The organism is Streptomyces seoulensis (genome assembly GCF_022846655.1).
Lineage (GTDB): Bacteria > Actinomycetota > Actinomycetes > Streptomycetales > Streptomycetaceae > Streptomyces.
Genome location: NZ_AP025667.1, coordinates 494,394 through 509,783, shown reverse-complemented (window position 1 = coordinate 509,783; position 15,390 = coordinate 494,394). Strand labels below are relative to the sequence as shown.

The 15,390-nt window shown below is 73.5% G+C and carries 15 protein-coding genes; 7 read left to right on the top strand and 8 right to left on the bottom strand.

Features of this window, described 5'->3' with window-relative positions:
* Window positions 1-150: 150 nt before the first annotated feature.
* Entirely contained in the window at window positions 151-879 is a 729-nt protein-coding gene (locus tag HEK131_RS02480; protein ID WP_244333511.1) for a VOC family protein, read from the bottom strand.
* 124 nt (window positions 880-1,003) lie between these two features.
* On the opposite strand from HEK131_RS02480, the gene HEK131_RS02475 reads away from it, so the two are divergent.
* Window positions 1,004-1,639 (top strand): TetR family transcriptional regulator, encoded by a 636-nt coding sequence (locus HEK131_RS02475; protein ID WP_217461482.1) that lies wholly within the window; start codon window positions 1,004-1,006, stop codon window positions 1,637-1,639.
* Between the two features lie 111 nt (window positions 1,640-1,750).
* Complete coding sequence (locus tag HEK131_RS02470; RefSeq protein ID WP_217461290.1) at window positions 1,751-2,428, top strand: pyridoxine/pyridoxamine 5'-phosphate oxidase; 678 nt, start codon at window positions 1,751-1,753, stop codon at window positions 2,426-2,428.
* A 7-nt stretch (window positions 2,429-2,435) separates the two neighbouring features.
* On the opposite strand, the gene HEK131_RS02465 is transcribed toward HEK131_RS02470, so the two are convergent.
* A complete protein-coding gene (locus HEK131_RS02465) occupies window positions 2,436-3,305 on the bottom strand; it encodes a GNAT family N-acetyltransferase (protein ID WP_244333510.1) in 870 nt (289 codons plus the stop codon).
* A 167-nt stretch (window positions 3,306-3,472) separates the two neighbouring features.
* On the opposite strand from HEK131_RS02465, the gene HEK131_RS02460 reads away from it, so the two are divergent.
* A complete protein-coding gene (locus tag HEK131_RS02460) occupies window positions 3,473-4,651 on the top strand; it encodes a flavin-containing monooxygenase (protein WP_217461292.1) in 1,179 nt (392 codons plus the stop codon).
* On the opposite strand, the gene HEK131_RS02455 is transcribed toward HEK131_RS02460, so the two are convergent.
* The gene (locus HEK131_RS02455; RefSeq protein WP_244333509.1) at window positions 4,648-5,949 is read right to left on the bottom strand and encodes an MFS transporter; all 1,302 of its coding nucleotides are present in this window, start codon (window positions 5,947-5,949) and stop codon (window positions 4,648-4,650) included. The genes HEK131_RS02460 and HEK131_RS02455 overlap by 4 nt on opposite strands.
* Window positions 5,950-6,020: 71 nt before the next feature.
* Between HEK131_RS02455 and HEK131_RS02450 the strand changes: the two genes are divergently transcribed.
* Window positions 6,021-7,034, top strand: a complete 1,014-nt coding sequence (locus HEK131_RS02450) for a GlxA family transcriptional regulator (RefSeq protein ID WP_244333508.1) — start codon at window positions 6,021-6,023, stop codon at window positions 7,032-7,034.
* A 268-nt stretch (window positions 7,035-7,302) separates the two neighbouring features.
* Here the strand turns inward: HEK131_RS02450 and HEK131_RS02445 are convergent, their stop codons facing one another.
* Window positions 7,303-7,797 (bottom strand): ATP-binding protein, encoded by a 495-nt coding sequence (locus HEK131_RS02445; RefSeq protein ID WP_217461483.1) that lies wholly within the window; start codon window positions 7,795-7,797, stop codon window positions 7,303-7,305.
* Window positions 7,798-8,354: 557 nt separating this feature from the next.
* On the bottom strand, window positions 8,355-8,735 hold the full coding sequence (locus tag HEK131_RS02440; protein WP_161148759.1) for an STAS domain-containing protein: 381 nt from the start codon (window positions 8,733-8,735) through the stop codon (window positions 8,355-8,357).
* A gap of 337 nt (window positions 8,736-9,072) precedes the next feature.
* Between HEK131_RS02440 and HEK131_RS02435 the strand changes: the two genes are divergently transcribed.
* Window positions 9,073-9,645 carry an RNA polymerase sigma factor gene (locus HEK131_RS02435; RefSeq protein ID WP_217461295.1) on the top strand — a complete coding sequence of 191 codons (573 nt, stop codon included), beginning with the start codon at window positions 9,073-9,075 and terminating at the stop codon, window positions 9,643-9,645.
* Window positions 9,642-10,874: a maleylpyruvate isomerase N-terminal domain-containing protein gene (locus HEK131_RS02430; protein WP_244333507.1), complete on the top strand. Its 1,233-nt coding sequence runs from the start codon at window positions 9,642-9,644 to the stop codon at window positions 10,872-10,874. Before HEK131_RS02435 ends, HEK131_RS02430 begins: the two co-directional genes overlap by 4 nt.
* A gap of 21 nt (window positions 10,875-10,895) precedes the next feature.
* On the opposite strand, the gene purU is transcribed toward HEK131_RS02430, so the two are convergent.
* Window positions 10,896-11,789: a formyltetrahydrofolate deformylase gene (purU, locus tag HEK131_RS02425; protein ID WP_217461297.1), complete on the bottom strand. Its 894-nt coding sequence runs from the start codon at window positions 11,787-11,789 to the stop codon at window positions 10,896-10,898.
* Between the two features lie 58 nt (window positions 11,790-11,847).
* The gene (locus tag HEK131_RS02420) at window positions 11,848-12,348 is read right to left on the bottom strand and encodes an SCO4402 family protein (RefSeq protein ID WP_161150042.1); all 501 of its coding nucleotides are present in this window, start codon (window positions 12,346-12,348) and stop codon (window positions 11,848-11,850) included.
* A gap of 117 nt (window positions 12,349-12,465) precedes the next feature.
* Between HEK131_RS02420 and HEK131_RS02415 the strand changes: the two genes are divergently transcribed.
* Window positions 12,466-13,797: an ABC transporter substrate-binding protein gene (locus HEK131_RS02415; RefSeq protein ID WP_244333506.1), complete on the top strand. Its 1,332-nt coding sequence runs from the start codon at window positions 12,466-12,468 to the stop codon at window positions 13,795-13,797.
* A gap of 19 nt (window positions 13,798-13,816) precedes the next feature.
* On the opposite strand, the gene HEK131_RS02410 is transcribed toward HEK131_RS02415, so the two are convergent.
* Window positions 13,817-15,253 carry a hypothetical protein gene (locus tag HEK131_RS02410; protein WP_244333505.1) on the bottom strand — a complete coding sequence of 479 codons (1,437 nt, stop codon included), beginning with the start codon at window positions 15,251-15,253 and terminating at the stop codon, window positions 13,817-13,819.
* Window positions 15,254-15,390: the final 137 nt, after the last annotated feature.

Here is a 15,390-nt window from a genome sequence, read left to right as displayed (position 1 = left end):
GACGCGACCGAAGTGCAGCGTCTCACCACCGCACCGCCATGGCGGCACGCACCCCGATTCTTCCTGGCCGGGCGCCCGGTTGCGAACCCGGTGGCGAATCGGGGTGTCTCGTGCCCTATCCCGTCATTTCACCGCCCCCGCGGCACCCCGTCACCGGGTCAGCAGCGCGAACGACGCCCCTTGATTGTCCGTGACGACCGCCACTCGTCCGTACGACGCGTCGAAGGGCGGCACCTGGACGCGGCCGCCGAGCCGCCGCACGGTGGCGAGGGCGGTGTCGAGGTCGGTGACGCGGAAGTGGACGAGGAAGTGCGGCGGCATCTCGGCCGGGAAGGCGTCGGTGACCTGGGCGCGGCCGAAGTCGGGCTCCGCTCCCGCGCCGAACAGGGCCTCGTGGAAGAGGGCGCCGTAGAAGGTGTTCGCGGCGCCGGGGTCGGGGGTGTACAGCTCGGTCCAGACGAACGAGCCCGGCTCGCGGAGCCGCCCGAAGCCGGGGTGGCCGTCGGACTGCCACAGCCCGAAGACCGCTCCCTCGGGGTCGGTGACCAGGGCGGCGGCGCCGAGGTCGGCCACCGCGAAGGGGCCCGAGATCAGGCGCCCCCCGGCCGCGGTGACCTTGCGGACCAGGGCGCGGGCGTCGGGGGTGGCGAAGTACACCGTCCAGACCGTGGGCATCCGGCCGTCCGTCTTGGGCGCGAGCGAGGCGACCGGTTCGCCGTCCAGCCGGGCCCAGACGGAGGCGCCGGGGGCGTCCTCGCCGTCGAAGGTCCACCCGAAGAGCTCGCCGTAGAACCGCTTGCCCGCCTCGACGTCGGGGAGCTGGGCGTCCGCCCAGCAGGGGGTGCCCTCTCCGTACGTCGATGCACTGTTTTCGGCCATGTCGTCAAAGTAACCGGGACCAGCGCACCCCGCAGGACCAGGGAATCCTTGCCCGCACCCCATTTGCAGTCGGCCGAATCGCGCTCCTGCCCCCCGTCGGTAAGCTGACGGCATGACAGGACAAGTGCGTACCGTCGACGGCCGCGTGGCCGGCCGGCGTGGGCAGGCGACCCGGCAGAAGCTGCTCGACTGCCTCAGCGAGATGCTCAGCTCCTCCCCGTACCGAGATGTCAAGGTCATCGATGTCGCGCGGAAGGCGGGCACCTCGCCCGCGACCTTCTACCAGTACTTCCCGGACGTCGAGGGTGCCGTCCTGGAGATCGCCGACACGATGGCCGCCGAGAGCGCCGATCTGACCGAGCTGCTGGCGGGCCGCACCTGGACCGGCAAGGCGGGGTGGCAGACCGCGCAGGACCTGGTGGACGGCTTCCTGGACTTCTACCGGCGCCACGACGCGATCCTGCGCGTGGTCGACCTGGCGGCGGCCGAGGGCGACAAGCGGTTCAACAAGCTGCGGATGAAGATCCTGAACGCGGTGAACGGTTCCCTCACCGAGGCGGTCACCGAGCTGAAGTCCAAGGGCCGGGTGGACAAGGACGTGAACCCGGCGGCGATCGCCGGTTCCCTCGTCACCATGCTGGCCTCGGTCGCCGCGCACCAGAAGGGCTTCACCGCCTGGGGCGTGAAGCAGGCCGAGATCAAGCCGAACCTGGCGCTGCTGATCTATCTGGGAGTGACCGGCAAGAAGCCCACGAAGTAGCGACCGGCGCGCGCACCGGCCCCAAGTCCTGTCTGGCAGGCGGTGGTCCACCTCGGTGTGGACCACCGCCTGTCGCCGTGTCCGGGGCGCCGCGCGGCGGATACTCGACCCATGGCACACCAGGAAGAACCGGAACTCGACGGCCTGCTGCGATCCCTGCGGGTGTGGTCACCGGAGGCGACCGAGCTGCGCCCCTTCGACCCGGACACCGCTCCCCCGACCCCGCTGCCCCTGTTCACCGCCTGGCTGGCCGAGGCGGCGCGCGCGGGCCAGCCGGAGCCGCACGCCATGTCGCTGGCGACGACGGACGAGGAGGGCCGGCCGGACGTACGCGTCCTGCTGCTGCACGGCGCCGACGCCGACGGCTGGACCTTCGCCACCCACTCCACCAGCCGCAAGGGCCGCGACCTGGCGGCCGACCCGTACGCGGCCCTGGCCTTCTACTGGCCGGTGCTGGGCCGCCAGGTACGGGTGCGCGGACCGGTGACGGCGGCCCCGCCCGAGGCGGGCCAGGCCGACCTGCACGCCCGCTCCACCGGCGCCCTGGCGGCAGCCCTCACCGGCCGCCAGAGCGAGGCCCTCCCCTCCCTGGACGACCTGCGCCGGGCCTCGGAGACGGCCTGGGACCAGGCCCGCGAGAACCCGACGACCCCGGCCCCCACCTGGACCCTGTACCGGCTGCACCCCCGCACGGTCGAGTTCTTCCAGGGCGACCCCGACCGCCGCCACGTCCGCCTGGAGTACCGCCGCACGGAGTTCGGCTGGGAGCGGGGTCTGCTGTGGCCGTGAGGTCATGTCAGGCGCCGGGTGCCGCGAACGCCCACCCGGCGAAGTCCGCCACGGCACGGTAGCCGAGCCGCTGGTAGAGCCGGTTGGAGACCGGGTTGGCCAGGTCGGTGAAGAGCAGCACCTCGGCCCCGGTCTCCGCCGCCCGCCGGCTCACCTCCGCGGTGACCGCGCCCGCGTAGCCGCGCCCGCGCAGGGCGGCCGGGGTGTAGACGGGAGCCACCCGGATCTGTCCGGCGCTCTCGGGCAGGTTCCCGGCCAGGGAGACGGGGGTGCCCTCCGGGGTCTCCCAGACAGTGGCGCCGCCGTGCGCCAGGCGGGCGTCCGCCCATCGGCCGGGGTCCTGGCCGCCCTGGCCGCCGGTGTCCGCCGCGAACTCCACGTACCAGCGCGCCAGCAGCTCCCGGTCGGCCGCGTCCGCCACCCGGGCGCGGCCCGGCGGTGTGGAGGCGGGCGGGGTCAGTTCGGCGAGCCGGTAGAGCCGTTGGCGCTCGGTCTGCTCGACGGTCGCCCCGGTGCGCTGCCGCCAGGCGGCGGCGAAGGCGGCCGCGGTCTCCCGCTCGGCCCTCACGCCGGGGACCTGGTGGCCCGTGTCCGCGAGGTGGTCGGCCAGTGCCGCCGCGTCCGGCGGGTCCAGCGGGGTGAGGTTGAGCGGGCGGGGCGGGGTGTGCAGCAGGGTCGCCCGGACCAGACCGTCCGCGCCGCACAGCACGCCGAAGCGGGGCGGCCCGGCGCCGTAGACGTGCGGTCCGCGTGCGCGCAGCGCCTCGGCGACCGTGAGCTGGACGGTGTGCAGGGCGGGTCTGGAGCGCAGGAAGTCACCTGCCTTGTCGAGGAATTCGGCGAGGTCGTCGGTCAACTGCCATGCAGAGGGCTCCATGTACACATCCTCAGACCCGGACTCCCCGGCCCGCACGGCGATTTCACCCCGCACCGCGGGCGTTCCGGTGGGGTCTGTCCACATGACGTACACAGGCGTGATCAATCCGCAACCGATTCCGGTCTTGACCGAGACCCATCAAGCGGGTGGGTGAATACGCTCGCGCTATGGCCGACTCGCGTCCCTCTTTCGCGGACCTCTCCGCGACCCCCGCCGACCGTCCCGTCTACGTCATCGGGGCGGGTCCCGGCGGGCTGGCGGTGGCGTACGCGCTGCGGGCCCGCGGGGTGCGGGCGGTGGTGCTGGAGAAGAGCGACCGGGTGGGGGCGTCCTGGCGGCGCCACTACGACCGGCTCCGGCTGCACACCACCCGGCGGCTCTCCGCCCTGCCGGGACTTGCGATACCGCGCAGGTTCGGGCGCTGGGTGGCGCGGGACGACGTGGTCCGGTATCTGGAGAAGTACGCCGAGCACCATGAGCTGGAGATCGTCACCGGGGTCGAGGTGTTCCGGGTGGAGCGGACCCCGGACGGCGCGGGCTGGCTGCTGCACGCCTCCGGCGGGCGCGAGCTGACCGGTGCCGCCGTGGTCGTCGCCACCGGCTACAACCACACCCCGCGCCTGCCCGAGTGGCCCGGCACGGAGGGCTTCGAGGGTGAGCTGCTGCACGCCTCCGCGTACCGCAACGCGAAGCCGTACGCCGGCCGGGACGTGCTGGTGGTCGGGGTCGGCAACACCGGCGCGGAGATCGCCGTGGACCTGGTGGCGGGCGGTGCCTCACGGGTACGGCTGGCGGTGCGTACGGCGCCGCACATCGTGCGCCGCTCCACGGCCGGCTGGGCCGCCCAGTACACGGGGATCGTGGTGCGGCGGCTGCCGGTGCGGCTGGTGGACCGGCTCGCCCGGCCGCTGGCCCGCGTCAGCACCCCGGACCTCTCCGAGCACGGGCTGCCGCGCCCGGAGGCCGGGCTGTACAGCAGGGTGCGGCAGGGCGCGATCCCCGTGCAGGACGTCGGCCTGATCGACGCCGTGCGCACCGGCGAGGTGGAGATCGTGGCCGCCGTCGAGGGGTTCGAGGACGGCGAGGTGGTCCTCGCCGACGGCACCCGGATCGCACCGGACGCGGTGATCGCGGCGACCGGGTACGGCCGCGGCCTCGACCGACTGGTGGGTGCCCTCGGGGTGCTGGACGAGCGGGGCAGGCCCGTGACGCACGGCGCCCGCACCCCCGCGGACGCCCCCGGCCTGTACTTCACCGGGTTCACCAACCCCATCAGCGGGATGTTCCGCGAGCTGGCGATCGACGCGGAGAAGATCGCCAGGTCGGTGGCGCGGCGCCTCCGTTAGGCGAGCGCCACGGCCGCCGGGCGGCGCCGGATCACCAGGGACATCAGGGCCGCCGCCGCGCACAGCGAGCCGGAGGCGTACCAGACCATGTCGTAGGTGCCGAAGAGGTCGCGGGCGAAGCCGCCGAGCCAGGCGATGACGGCCGCGCCGACCTGGTGCGAGGCGAGTACCCAGCCGAAGACGATCGCGGTGTCGTCCCCGAACCGCTCCCGGCACAGCGCCAGGGTGGGCGGGACGGTGGCGACCCAGTCCAGGCCGTAGAAGACGATGAAGAACAGCATCGGCAGATGCACGGCCGGGCCCAGCAGCATCGGCAGGAACAGCAGCGAGACACCGCGCAGCGCGTAGTACACGGCGAGCAGCCGCCGGGAGTCGAAGCGGTCGGTGAACCAGCCGGAGGCTATGGTGCCGACCACGTCGAACACCCCGATCACCGCGAGCAGCGAGGCAGCCGCCTGTACGGGCATCCCGTGGTCGTGGGCGGCGGGCACGAAGTGGGTCTGGATCAGACCGTTGGTGGAGGCCCCGCAGATGGCGAAGCTGCCCGCGAGCAGCCAGAACTGGCCCGTGCGCACCGCCGAGCCGAGCACGGTGAGCGCGCGCCGCGCGGCCCCGGTCACCGGCGGCGGCTTGGGCACGAACTCCGTCGCCCCGTAGGGCTTCAGGCCCACGTCGGCCGGGTGGTCGCGCAGCAGCAGCCAGACGAACGGGACGACGGCGAGCGCGGCCAGCGCGACCGTGACGGCGGCCGGACGCCAGTCATGGCGGCTCTCCACCATCCAGGACAGCAGCGGCAGGAAGATGAGCTGGCCGGAGGCGGACGCGGCGGTCAGGATGCCGCTGACCAGCCCGCGCCGCTCGGTGAACCAGCGCCCGGTGACGGTCGCGGCGAACGCCAGCGCCATCGAGCCCGAGCCGAGGCCGACCAACAGGCCCCAGCACAGGATCAGTTGCCAGGGCTCGGTCATCCACACGGTCAGTCCGGCACCGAGCGCGATCACGGTCAGCGCGAGGGCGACGACCCGGCGGATGCCGAAGCGGTCCATCAGCGCGGCGGCGAACGGTGCGGTGAGCCCGTAGAGCGCGAGGTTGACGGAGACGGCCGCGCCGATGGTGCCGCGCGACCAGCCGAACTCCGCGTGCAGCGGGTCGATCAGCAGGCCGGGCAGGGAACGGAAGGCGGCCGCGCCGATGATCGTGACGAAGGTGACGGCGGCGACGAACCAGGCGCGGTGCACCCGGCGGCGCCGGGCCGGTGCGTCCTGGACGGGGGCGGGAGCGGGACGTGTCTGAGTCACGTGCTCCAGCGTCCCGGCACCGGCCGCGCGCAACGAGTGGCCCGAAGGACAGTGTTCGCTAGGATCGGGCCATGACCGCTGACCTCCCGGCCCCGGACGGGGAGTTCCGTCCGCACCGCGTAGCCGTCCTGGCCCTGGACGGGCTGATCCCCTTCGAACTCGGCATACCCCACCGCATCTTCGGCCGCCCGAAGGACGCCGAGGGCCGGCTGCTCTACGACGTGGTCACCTGCTCGGTGCGGCCGCCGGGCCCGGTCAACACCAGCGCCGACTTCTCGGTGGACGTACAGCACGGCCCGGAAGCCCTGGCGACGGCGGACACGGTGATCGTCCCGGCGTCCTACGAACTCGGACCGGTCTTCGAGGAGGGACGGCTCACCCCCGAACTCACCGCCGCCCTGGCACTCGTCCGCCCCGGCACCCGCTTCGCCTCCATCTGCGTCGGTGCCTACGTCCTCGCGGCGGCCGGACTGCTGGACGGCCGCCCCGCCACCACCCACTGGTCCGACGCCGACCGGTTCCAGCGGATGTTCCCGCGGGTCCGGGTGGACGCCGACGTGCTGTTCGTCGACGACGGGGACGTGCTGACCTCGGCGGGCGTCGCGGCCGGGATCGACCTGTGCCTGCACATGGTGCGCCGCGACCACGGCGCGGCCGTCGCCAACGAGGTGGCCCGGCGCACCGTCGTGCCTCCGCACCGCGACGGCGGGCAGGCGCAGTACATCCAGCGCCCGGTGCCCGATCCGCAGGTGGCGACGACCACCGCCGCCCGCGCCTGGGCCCTCGGCAGGCTGCACGAGCCGCTGCAACTGCGGGACCTGGCCGAGCGGGAGGCGATGTCGGTACGGACCTTCACCCGGCGCTTCCGCGAGGAGGTCGGGGTGAGCCCCGGCCAGTGGCTCACCGCACAACGCGTCGAACACGCGCGGCAGTTGCTGGAGTCGACCGACCTCACCGTCGACCAGGTGGCACGGGACTCGGGGTTCGGCACGGCCCAGTCGATGCGCCAGCACCTCCAGCAGGCGCTGGGTGTGACGCCGACCGCCTACCGCCGCACCTTCCGCGCGGGCGCCGCCGTGAGGTGAGTGCGGGCGCGCCGGCCTGTGGAGCGCGGGTGGCGGACCGGTCGGCGGTGCACCCCCTCGCGCCCCCCGTCACCGCCAACCGGTGCGACCCACGCTCGACGAGGACTCACCCCCGCATGTCCTCGCCGTCCCCTCGCGGCGAATCGCCGTCCCCCAGCCTCCGCAACCCGCGCACCACCCGTCAACACCGGTACGGCGATTCATGCCGTATGACCCCTTCACGCCGGGCGCGCACGGGAGCACACCCGGCGCACGGCCGGGCCGGTGGCTAGAACGCCTCGAAGAGAAGATCCTCGTAGGCGGCCGGTTGGACCCCGTACGCCGGGGCCGCGCCCTCACGGGGCTGCGAACACCGGTCCAGCTCGCACCAGATCCTCTTGCCGGCGCCCTCGGGGCTCCAGCCCCAGCGGTCGGCGAGGCAGTCGACGAGGGCGAGACCGCGGCCACCGGTGGCATCCCGCCCGGCGCAGCGCGGCACGGGCGCGCGGGAACTGGCGTCGGCCACCTCCAGGCGCACGGTCACCGACGCCGCCGGCTCCGCGCCGGCGGGCGTCGCGGCCGGGGCGCCGCCGGGCAGCGACAGCCGCAGCAGGGCCGGACGGCCGGTGTGCACCACCGCGTTGGTCACCAGCTCGGACACGAGCAGGATCAACGTCTCGGCCAGCGGCTCGTCGGCCGTTATGCCCAGCCCGGCAAGCCGCGACCGGGCCCATTTCCTCGCCCGCCCCACCTCTTCGGGGTCGGGCCGGATCTCCAGTTGCACTTGAAGCACCTGCACCGCTCACACCATCCGAACCGGCGGACACATGACCGCACGACGACCCGCCGCCGCGGCGCGAACCGCGACGAACCGCACGACGAGGGCCACGATCGTAGCCATTTTCTGCATGGCCAGAACAACGACCAGAGCAAGCGTTACGGAACGTGATTCCCTTACGAGACAGCATGGTTGACGTACAGTCACCCCAACAAGCGCTTCGGGCATATTCCCGCGCGAAGGAGTACTCGTGCGGCATACTGTGCGACGCACTCGCCGGGGAGTCGAACAGGCGGGGCGCGAGGCGCCCGTCGCCCTGCGAGCAGCGGCGCGCACCGCACGATCCGGCGACGCCCCACGGGCCTCACCGGTAGCGCTCGCGCTCGCGGTCACTCGCATCCCACACAAGGTACCGGAGCGGTCGGCCGACTCCGGGCCGTGACGAGTCACAGTCGGGGCACGGGAATTACCTCCACGCTGCGTGACGCGTTTTCGCCACGATCCGCGACATCCAAGGCCATGGATCGTGGCACCGAGGTCGCTCACCTCGGCAGCGGCGGCGCTCAGGCGGACAGCGACCCGGCCTCGTCGGCGGTGGCGGCGGCCACGTCCGGGCGGACGTCGAAGAGGCGCCGGACACCGAGCGCGCCGAGGACGCGGTTCACGTGCGAACCGTCCTCCGCCCCCCGGTCGGGCAGGATCAGCCGCAGCCTGCCCTGGCAGGAGCGGATCAGCCGGCGGGCGGCGATGAGCACGCCGACGCCGCTGGAGTCGCAGAAGAAGACCTCGGAGAGATCGAGTACCAGGCTGTGGTGGCCCTCCGCGACCACGTCGTGCACCCGCTGCCGCAGCACGGGCGAGGTCACCAGGTCCAGTTCACCGGCCACCCGGAGCACGGCCCACTCACCCCGTTCGGTGCCGGTCACTTCGAAAGCCACGGCCACACCCCTCCGCTCGGCGGATCTTGCGGAACCACCCGGAAATGGAAGCAGTTCCTACGGTTCTTTCCGCGCGGCTGCCCAGCGGCCGTTTCCCTGAAACACGGAACCGCAAACCGCGGGGGATCGACAGAGGGCTTGTTTCGGTCACTGTCGATCGGGTTCGATCGTACTTCGATCGAAGATGGGCCCGAGATAAGTGAAGATGATGTGAAGGACCCCCTATCACCTGCGGCGCTGCCAGGGGCGCGCATTGACACAAAGGGGCGCGCACTGCTCGACGTGCCGACTACATTCAAGGGGACGCAGGGGACACCCTGGACGCGGCGAGGGGAGGAACCGCATGCCGGCCAAGGACGCACCACCCCGCTGGGACCGCACGATGCAGCAGCGACTCGCACGCGGTGAGGCCGCCGCCCTGGGCGAGCTGTACGACCGGTTCGCCTCCCTGGTGCGCGGCCTGGCCCACCGCGTCCTCGGCGAGGAGTCGGCCGCCGACGCCGTGACCCGCGAGGTCTTCGCCCATGTCTGGGAGCACCCCGACACCTACGACCACCGGCAGGGCCCGCTGCGCACCTGGATCGCCGCGACGACCCAGCGCCTCGCCGTGCAGCGGCTGCGCGAGAGCGAGACGGCCGCGCTCGGCGGCGGCTCCCCGGAACAACTGGCGGCCCTGGAGAGCCGGGTCCGGCACGCCTCCGTCGCCGCCCGCGCCGACTGGATCGTCCACTCGATGCCGCACCCGCTGCGGGCCGCGCTGGATCTGGCCTACTTCCAGCGGCGCGACTACCGCCAGGCCGCCGCCGACCTCGGCGTCACCGAGGAGGAGGCGCGGCGCCGGCTCCGCCTCGGCCTGCAACTGCTCTCGACCGCCCACGACGCCGGGGCGCCACCGGGGCTCGGGGGTGCGCGATGACCGGCCCGGACCGCTCCGGGGTCCCCGGCGGACGCGGGGACGAGGCGGCGGAGCGCCTGCCCGAGCAGCGCCGTCCGGGCGGTGACCCCGGGCGCGTGCCCCAGCCCCGCTCCCCCGCCGGGCCCGAGCGGCTCGACCTCCCGCACGAGGTGCTGCGCTCCCTGCTCGGCGCCTGGGCCCTGGCCGCCTGCTCGGCGGCGGAGACGGACGCCGTGGAGGAGCACCTCGGCGACTGCGGGGCCTGCGCGGACGAGGCGCGCCGGCTGCGCGAGGCGGTCGGCCTGCTGCACCGCCCGGAGAGCCTGGAAGTGGACCCCACCCTGCGCAACCGGGTGCTGGAGAACTGCCTGCGCCGCCGCCCGCCGCGCATCCCGGTCCCCGAGTGGGCCGCGTCGTACGACGCGGAGACCGCCCGGCTGGACGCGCTGCTGCGGGACTTCGGGGACGCGGAGTGGCACACGCCGGTGCGACTGCGCTGGTTCGAGGCGGGCGTGCCCGCGAGCCGCCGGACGACGGTCGCCGGGGTGATCGCGCATCTGCTGTCGGTCGACGGCATGGTGGCGACCGCGCTCGGCCTGGAGGACCCGCTGGCGGAGGCCGCCGCCGAGGCCGGGTCGGACCTGCGGGGCGCGGCCGGGCCCGCCGGGCGGACCGAGGCGTTCTGGCGGGCCTCCCGCTTCCCGCAGACCCGCGCGGTGCGCGGCCGGTGGCGCGACCAGAGCCACCAGCTCCTGCGCACGGTGTCCTTCACCGGCGGCGCGGGCGGCTTCCCGGTGGGGTACGGCGACTTCACGCTGCCGCTGCGGGACGCGCTGGTGGACCGCGCCTTCGAGTGCTGGGTGCACGCGGAGGACATCGCCAACGCGGTGCACTACCCCTACGAGCCGCCCGCACCACGGCACTTGAGCCGCATGATCGAGCTGGCGGCCAGGATGCTGCCGCTGGCGGTCGCCGCACATCGCGGCGCGCCCCCGGCGGGAACCCCCGGCCGCAGCCTGCGCCTGGAGATCGAGGGCGCGGCCGGCGGCCAGTGGCTGATCCCCCTGGACTCCCCGGTGACGGAACCCGCCCCCGACCGCGAGGTGGCCCATGTGGCCCTGGACGGGGTCGAGTTCTGCCGCCTGGCGGCGGGCCACGTCACCCCGGAGGAGACCACGGCGGGCCAGCGGGGCGACAGGGAAGCGATCAGGGACGTGCTCACGGCGACGGCTTCCCTGAGCCGCATGTGAGCGGCCCAAGAAGTTTTCCGGCTAGGCGAACACGACGGTGCGGCGTCCGTTGAGCAGGATCCTCCGCTCGGCGTGCCACTTCACGGCGCGGGCCAGCGCCTGACACTCCACGTCCCGCCCGATGGCCACGAGCTGGTCCGGCCGCAGTTCGTGGCCCACCCGCTCGATCTCCTGCTCGATGATCGGCCCCTCGTCGAGGTCGGCGGTGACGTAGTGCGCGGTGGCCCCGATCAGCTTCACGCCCCGCTCGTGCGCCTGGTGGTACGGCTTCGCCCCCTTGAAGCTGGGCAGGAACGAGTGGTGGATGTTGATGATCCGCCCGCTCAGCTCCTTGCACAGGTCGTCCGAGAGCACCTGCATGTAGCGCGCGAGCACGACCAGCTCGACCTGCTCCTCGCGCACCAGCTCCAGCACCCGCGCCTCGGCCTGCGCCTTGGTGTCCCGCGTCACCGGGATGTGGTGGAAGGGGATGTTGTACGACCCCACCAGCTCCTGGAAGTCGGTGTGGTTGGACACCACCGCGGCGATCTCCACCGGCAGCGCTCCGATGCTGGCCCGGAACAGCAGGTCGTTCAGGCAGTGCCCGAACTTGCTGACCATCAGCACGATCCGCATCTTCTGGTCGGCCCGGCTGATCTGCCAGTCCATGCGGAAGGAGTCACCGATCGCGGCGAAGCTCGCCCGCAGCTTGTCCAGCGTGACGGGGGCGTCCGCGGAGAAGTGGACGCGCATGAAGAACAGACCCGTGTCGTGGTCGCCGAACTGCTGACTGTCCTCGATGTTGCAGCCGGTCATGAACAGATAGCTCGACACGGCGTGCACGATGCCCTTTTTGTCCGGGCAGGAGAGGGTGAGGACGTACTGGTCCGCCGGGGTGTCGACCGAGGCGGCGGCTCGGCTGGGCTGCTCGTTCATGCATGACACGATCTCACGCCGGGCAGCCCGGCCGGGGTGGGCGTCCGGCAGGCGGACCTCAGACGGCCGTGGTCAGGATGCGCAGCGCTTCCAGGCTCCGCGGGGCCACCGCCGGGTCGTCGCCGTCGCTGGCGGCCAGGCGCAGATGGGCGTCCTGGGCCGCCCGTACCGCCTCCGGCCACTGCGGGTGCTCGAGGTAGACGGCGACCGGCGCGTCCGGGCCGACCTGGTGCATGATCCGCAGCACCCGCAGCACGGCGGTGTCCACCAGCGCCGCCTCCTGGGAGTCGCGGAAGATCGTGCCGACGTATTTCTCGGCCGACCAGTTGTCCAGCCAGGTGTCCTCCACCAGCCGGTACACCGCGTCGGTGACGTCCCCGTACCCCTCCACGCCCGCGAGCCAGACGTCGCGCTGGAAGGCCGGGTCGGAGAGCATGTGCAGCGCCGAGCGCACGTTGCTGCGCCAGCGCCACCACGGCATGTCGTTAAGCGGCATGCCGCCCATGGTGGAGGAGCGACGGCCGCGACGGGAAGAGTTCTCCGAACCTTGCACGGTCATCGATCGTACGTTCCGCGCCGCACCGGCCACATCCGCCCCCGCAATTCACCCTCGCGTCACCCGTGGTCGACCGGCTGTCACTCCCCGGTTGGCGATGTGCGGGAATCGTGCGTGCCCATGACCGGCAGGCGAGGCACCCCCGACAGCTCCCCCAGCTCCACCTCCTCCTCACGGCCGCGACGGGCCGCGCGGTACGCGGGCGCGCTGGCCGCCTGCGCCGCGCTGACCGCCGGCTGCGGGACAGTACCGGGCACGGGCGGCGCCGCCGATGACGGCACGGTCCGGGTGATGACCTGGGCGCCGGAGAACACCGGCGCCACCAACAAGCCCGGCATGCCCGCCACGGCCCGCGCCTACGCGAAGTGGATCAACCGGCACGGCGGGGTCGGCGGCCGCAGCCTCACCGTCCTGACCTGCAACGAGCACAACGACAGCGTCGGCGCCGCGAAGTGCGCCCGGCGCGCGGCGGCGGAACACGTCGTCGCGGTCGTCGGCTCCTACAGCCAGTTCGGGGACTCCTTCCTCGCCCCGCTGGAGAGCGCGGGCATCCCGTACATCGGCGGCTACGGCGTCACCAGCGACGAGTTCACCGGCCCGTACTCCTACCCGGTCAACGGCGGCCAGCCCGCGCTGCTGGCGGGGCTCGGCCAGGCGCTCGCCGAGAAGTGCGGGCCCGTCGCGCTGGTCCGGCCGGACAGCATCGCCGGGGACGAGCTGCCCGCGCTGCTCGACTCGGGGCTGAAGGCGGGCGGCCACGCGTCGGCGGCCGACCAGCTCGCCGCCGAGGACGCCACCGAGTACGGCAGGGAGACCGATCGCGCGCTGGGGAGCGCGACCGCCGACCCGGCGCGCAAGGGGTGCGTGGTGCCGGCCCTCGGGGACCGCACCGACACCTTCATGGACTCCTTCCGCCGCGCCCGCGCCGACCATGCCCCCGTGCGCACGGCGACCGTGCTGGGCAGCGTCGACCAGACGGAGATCGACGCGACGGGCGGGGCGTCCGGACCGTACGAGGGGGCGTACATCACCGGCTGGTACCCGGTGGCGTCCGATCCGCGCTGGAAGCCGATGAAGCAGATGATCAGCGAGGAGGCGTTCGGCGACAACAGGATCGACCCGGCCGACGCCGGGGTGCAGACGACCTGGATCGCCTACACCGTGCTGCGGGCCGTGCTGGAGCGGATCGGCGACGGCGAGGTGAGCGCCGACGCGGTGCGCCACACCCTCGACGGCGGACTGAAGGTGTCCACCGGCGGGCTGACCCCGACCCTGCGCTGGCCGGACGAGACCCGGCTCGCCTCGGTCGGCTTCCCCCGCCTGGTCAACGCCGACGTCACCCTTCAGGTGGTCGAGGACGGCAGGCTGGTCGCCGTCCGGCCGGGCGGCACCGGGCCCGCCGTCGCGGGCGGCGACATGACGAGGACGCTGGAGGGCGCGGACGTGGGCTGACCCCGCCCGCGCCCCGAGCTCAGAGCTGGGTCGGCTGGCGGGTGGTGAGCCCGTACTTGCCGGCGATGGCGTTCCAGAGCTCGGCCGCCTTCTTCTTCTCGACCGTGGCCGTGCCGCTGGCCTGTCCGGCCGCCTGCGCCTGGTCGGTCGTGCGGGCGTGCCCCTTGCCGCAGACCTTCTTGCTCTTGGCCTGCTTGGCCCAGAGCGCGTAGTGGTTGTCCGCGGAGGCCGACGCCTGCCACGCCTTGGTCAGCGCGGAGTTCAGCTCGGCGTTGGCGGGCAGCTTGTCCACGGACAGCTTGCCGAGCCGGGTGACCAGTTCGGCGCGCTGCTGCGCGGCACCGCGCAGGTCGGCGGCGGCCTGGTCCAGGTTCTGGCACTGCTTGATGCGCTCCACCGACTGGATCACGGTGCTGCGGCTGCTGCCGCTGTCGGCGAGCAGCTTGTCCAGCTCGACGGCCTGCGGCTGCGCCGGGTCGGCGGCCGGCGCGGACGGCGAGGGCTGCTGGCTGGCCGGGGTGGAGGAGGCGATCGGCCGGTTGTCGTCGCCGTCGTCACCGCCGCCGCTGAGCAGGGCGCCCGCGCCGATGCCGAGCACGACGATGCCGACGCCGACCGCCGCGATCACCGGCACACGCGAACCGGTACGGCCGCCGCGCCGTCCGCCGCCGTCGCCGCCGTGGTCCATCGGCGGCCGGTAGGCGGGCTGGGCCGAGACCATCGGCTCCGGGGCCGGGACGCGCGGCATCTGCTGGGTCGCGCCCTGGGCGGCGGCGCCGGACTGGGCGCCCCGGAAGAGGTTGTCGAACTCGGCGGGCGGCTGCCGGTCGGCGCCGTCGGCACCGGCCTGGTAGGGCGGGATGTACTGGGTGGCCGCCTCGTCCACCGGCTGCTGCGGGTAGCCCTGGTGGCCGTCGTTGCCGGTGGCCTCGGGCGGCAGCGCGCCCGACGCCACCGGGGGTATGTACTGGGTGGCGGCCTGGTCCACGCCGCCCGACGGGACCGGCGGGAGGTACTGGGTCGCGCCCTCGAGGCCCTGGCCGGGGCCCACCGGCGGCATGAACTGCGTGGCGGCCTCGTCCATCGGCGGCAGCGGCGCGGCCTGCGCCGGGTAGCCGCCGTCGCCCGCGTAGCCCTGGTGCTGCTGGGGGTAGGGCTGGGCGGCGCCGTAGCCCTGCGCCTCGTACGCGGGGCCCTCGGGCGGCATCGGGCCGGCACCGGCCGGCTGCTCCGGGGTCTGCCACTGCTGGGCGGGGGCCGGGGCCCAGCCCTGGCCCTGCTGGGGCTGCTGCTCCTGGTCGGGACCCCAGGAACCGCCCCAGGCCTGACCACCGGGGGGCGCGGCGGGTGTGCCCGTCATGCCCGGCAGCAGGGGCTCCCCTCCGTCGGAGGGCAGCACGATGCCTTCGTGCGCGGGTCGCGCCGAGGGCTGATCGCCCTGTCCACTCTGCGTCACCGGGACTCCTACGATTGAAGGACGTTCGGAATCGTCGGCTCACGCTACCGGGTCCGCCGAGCCCGGTGCCACGCAGCTCAGCGCCCGAAGCCCCTCCCTGTGACAGCGGTAACAGAACCACCGCCCGTCACGCTGTA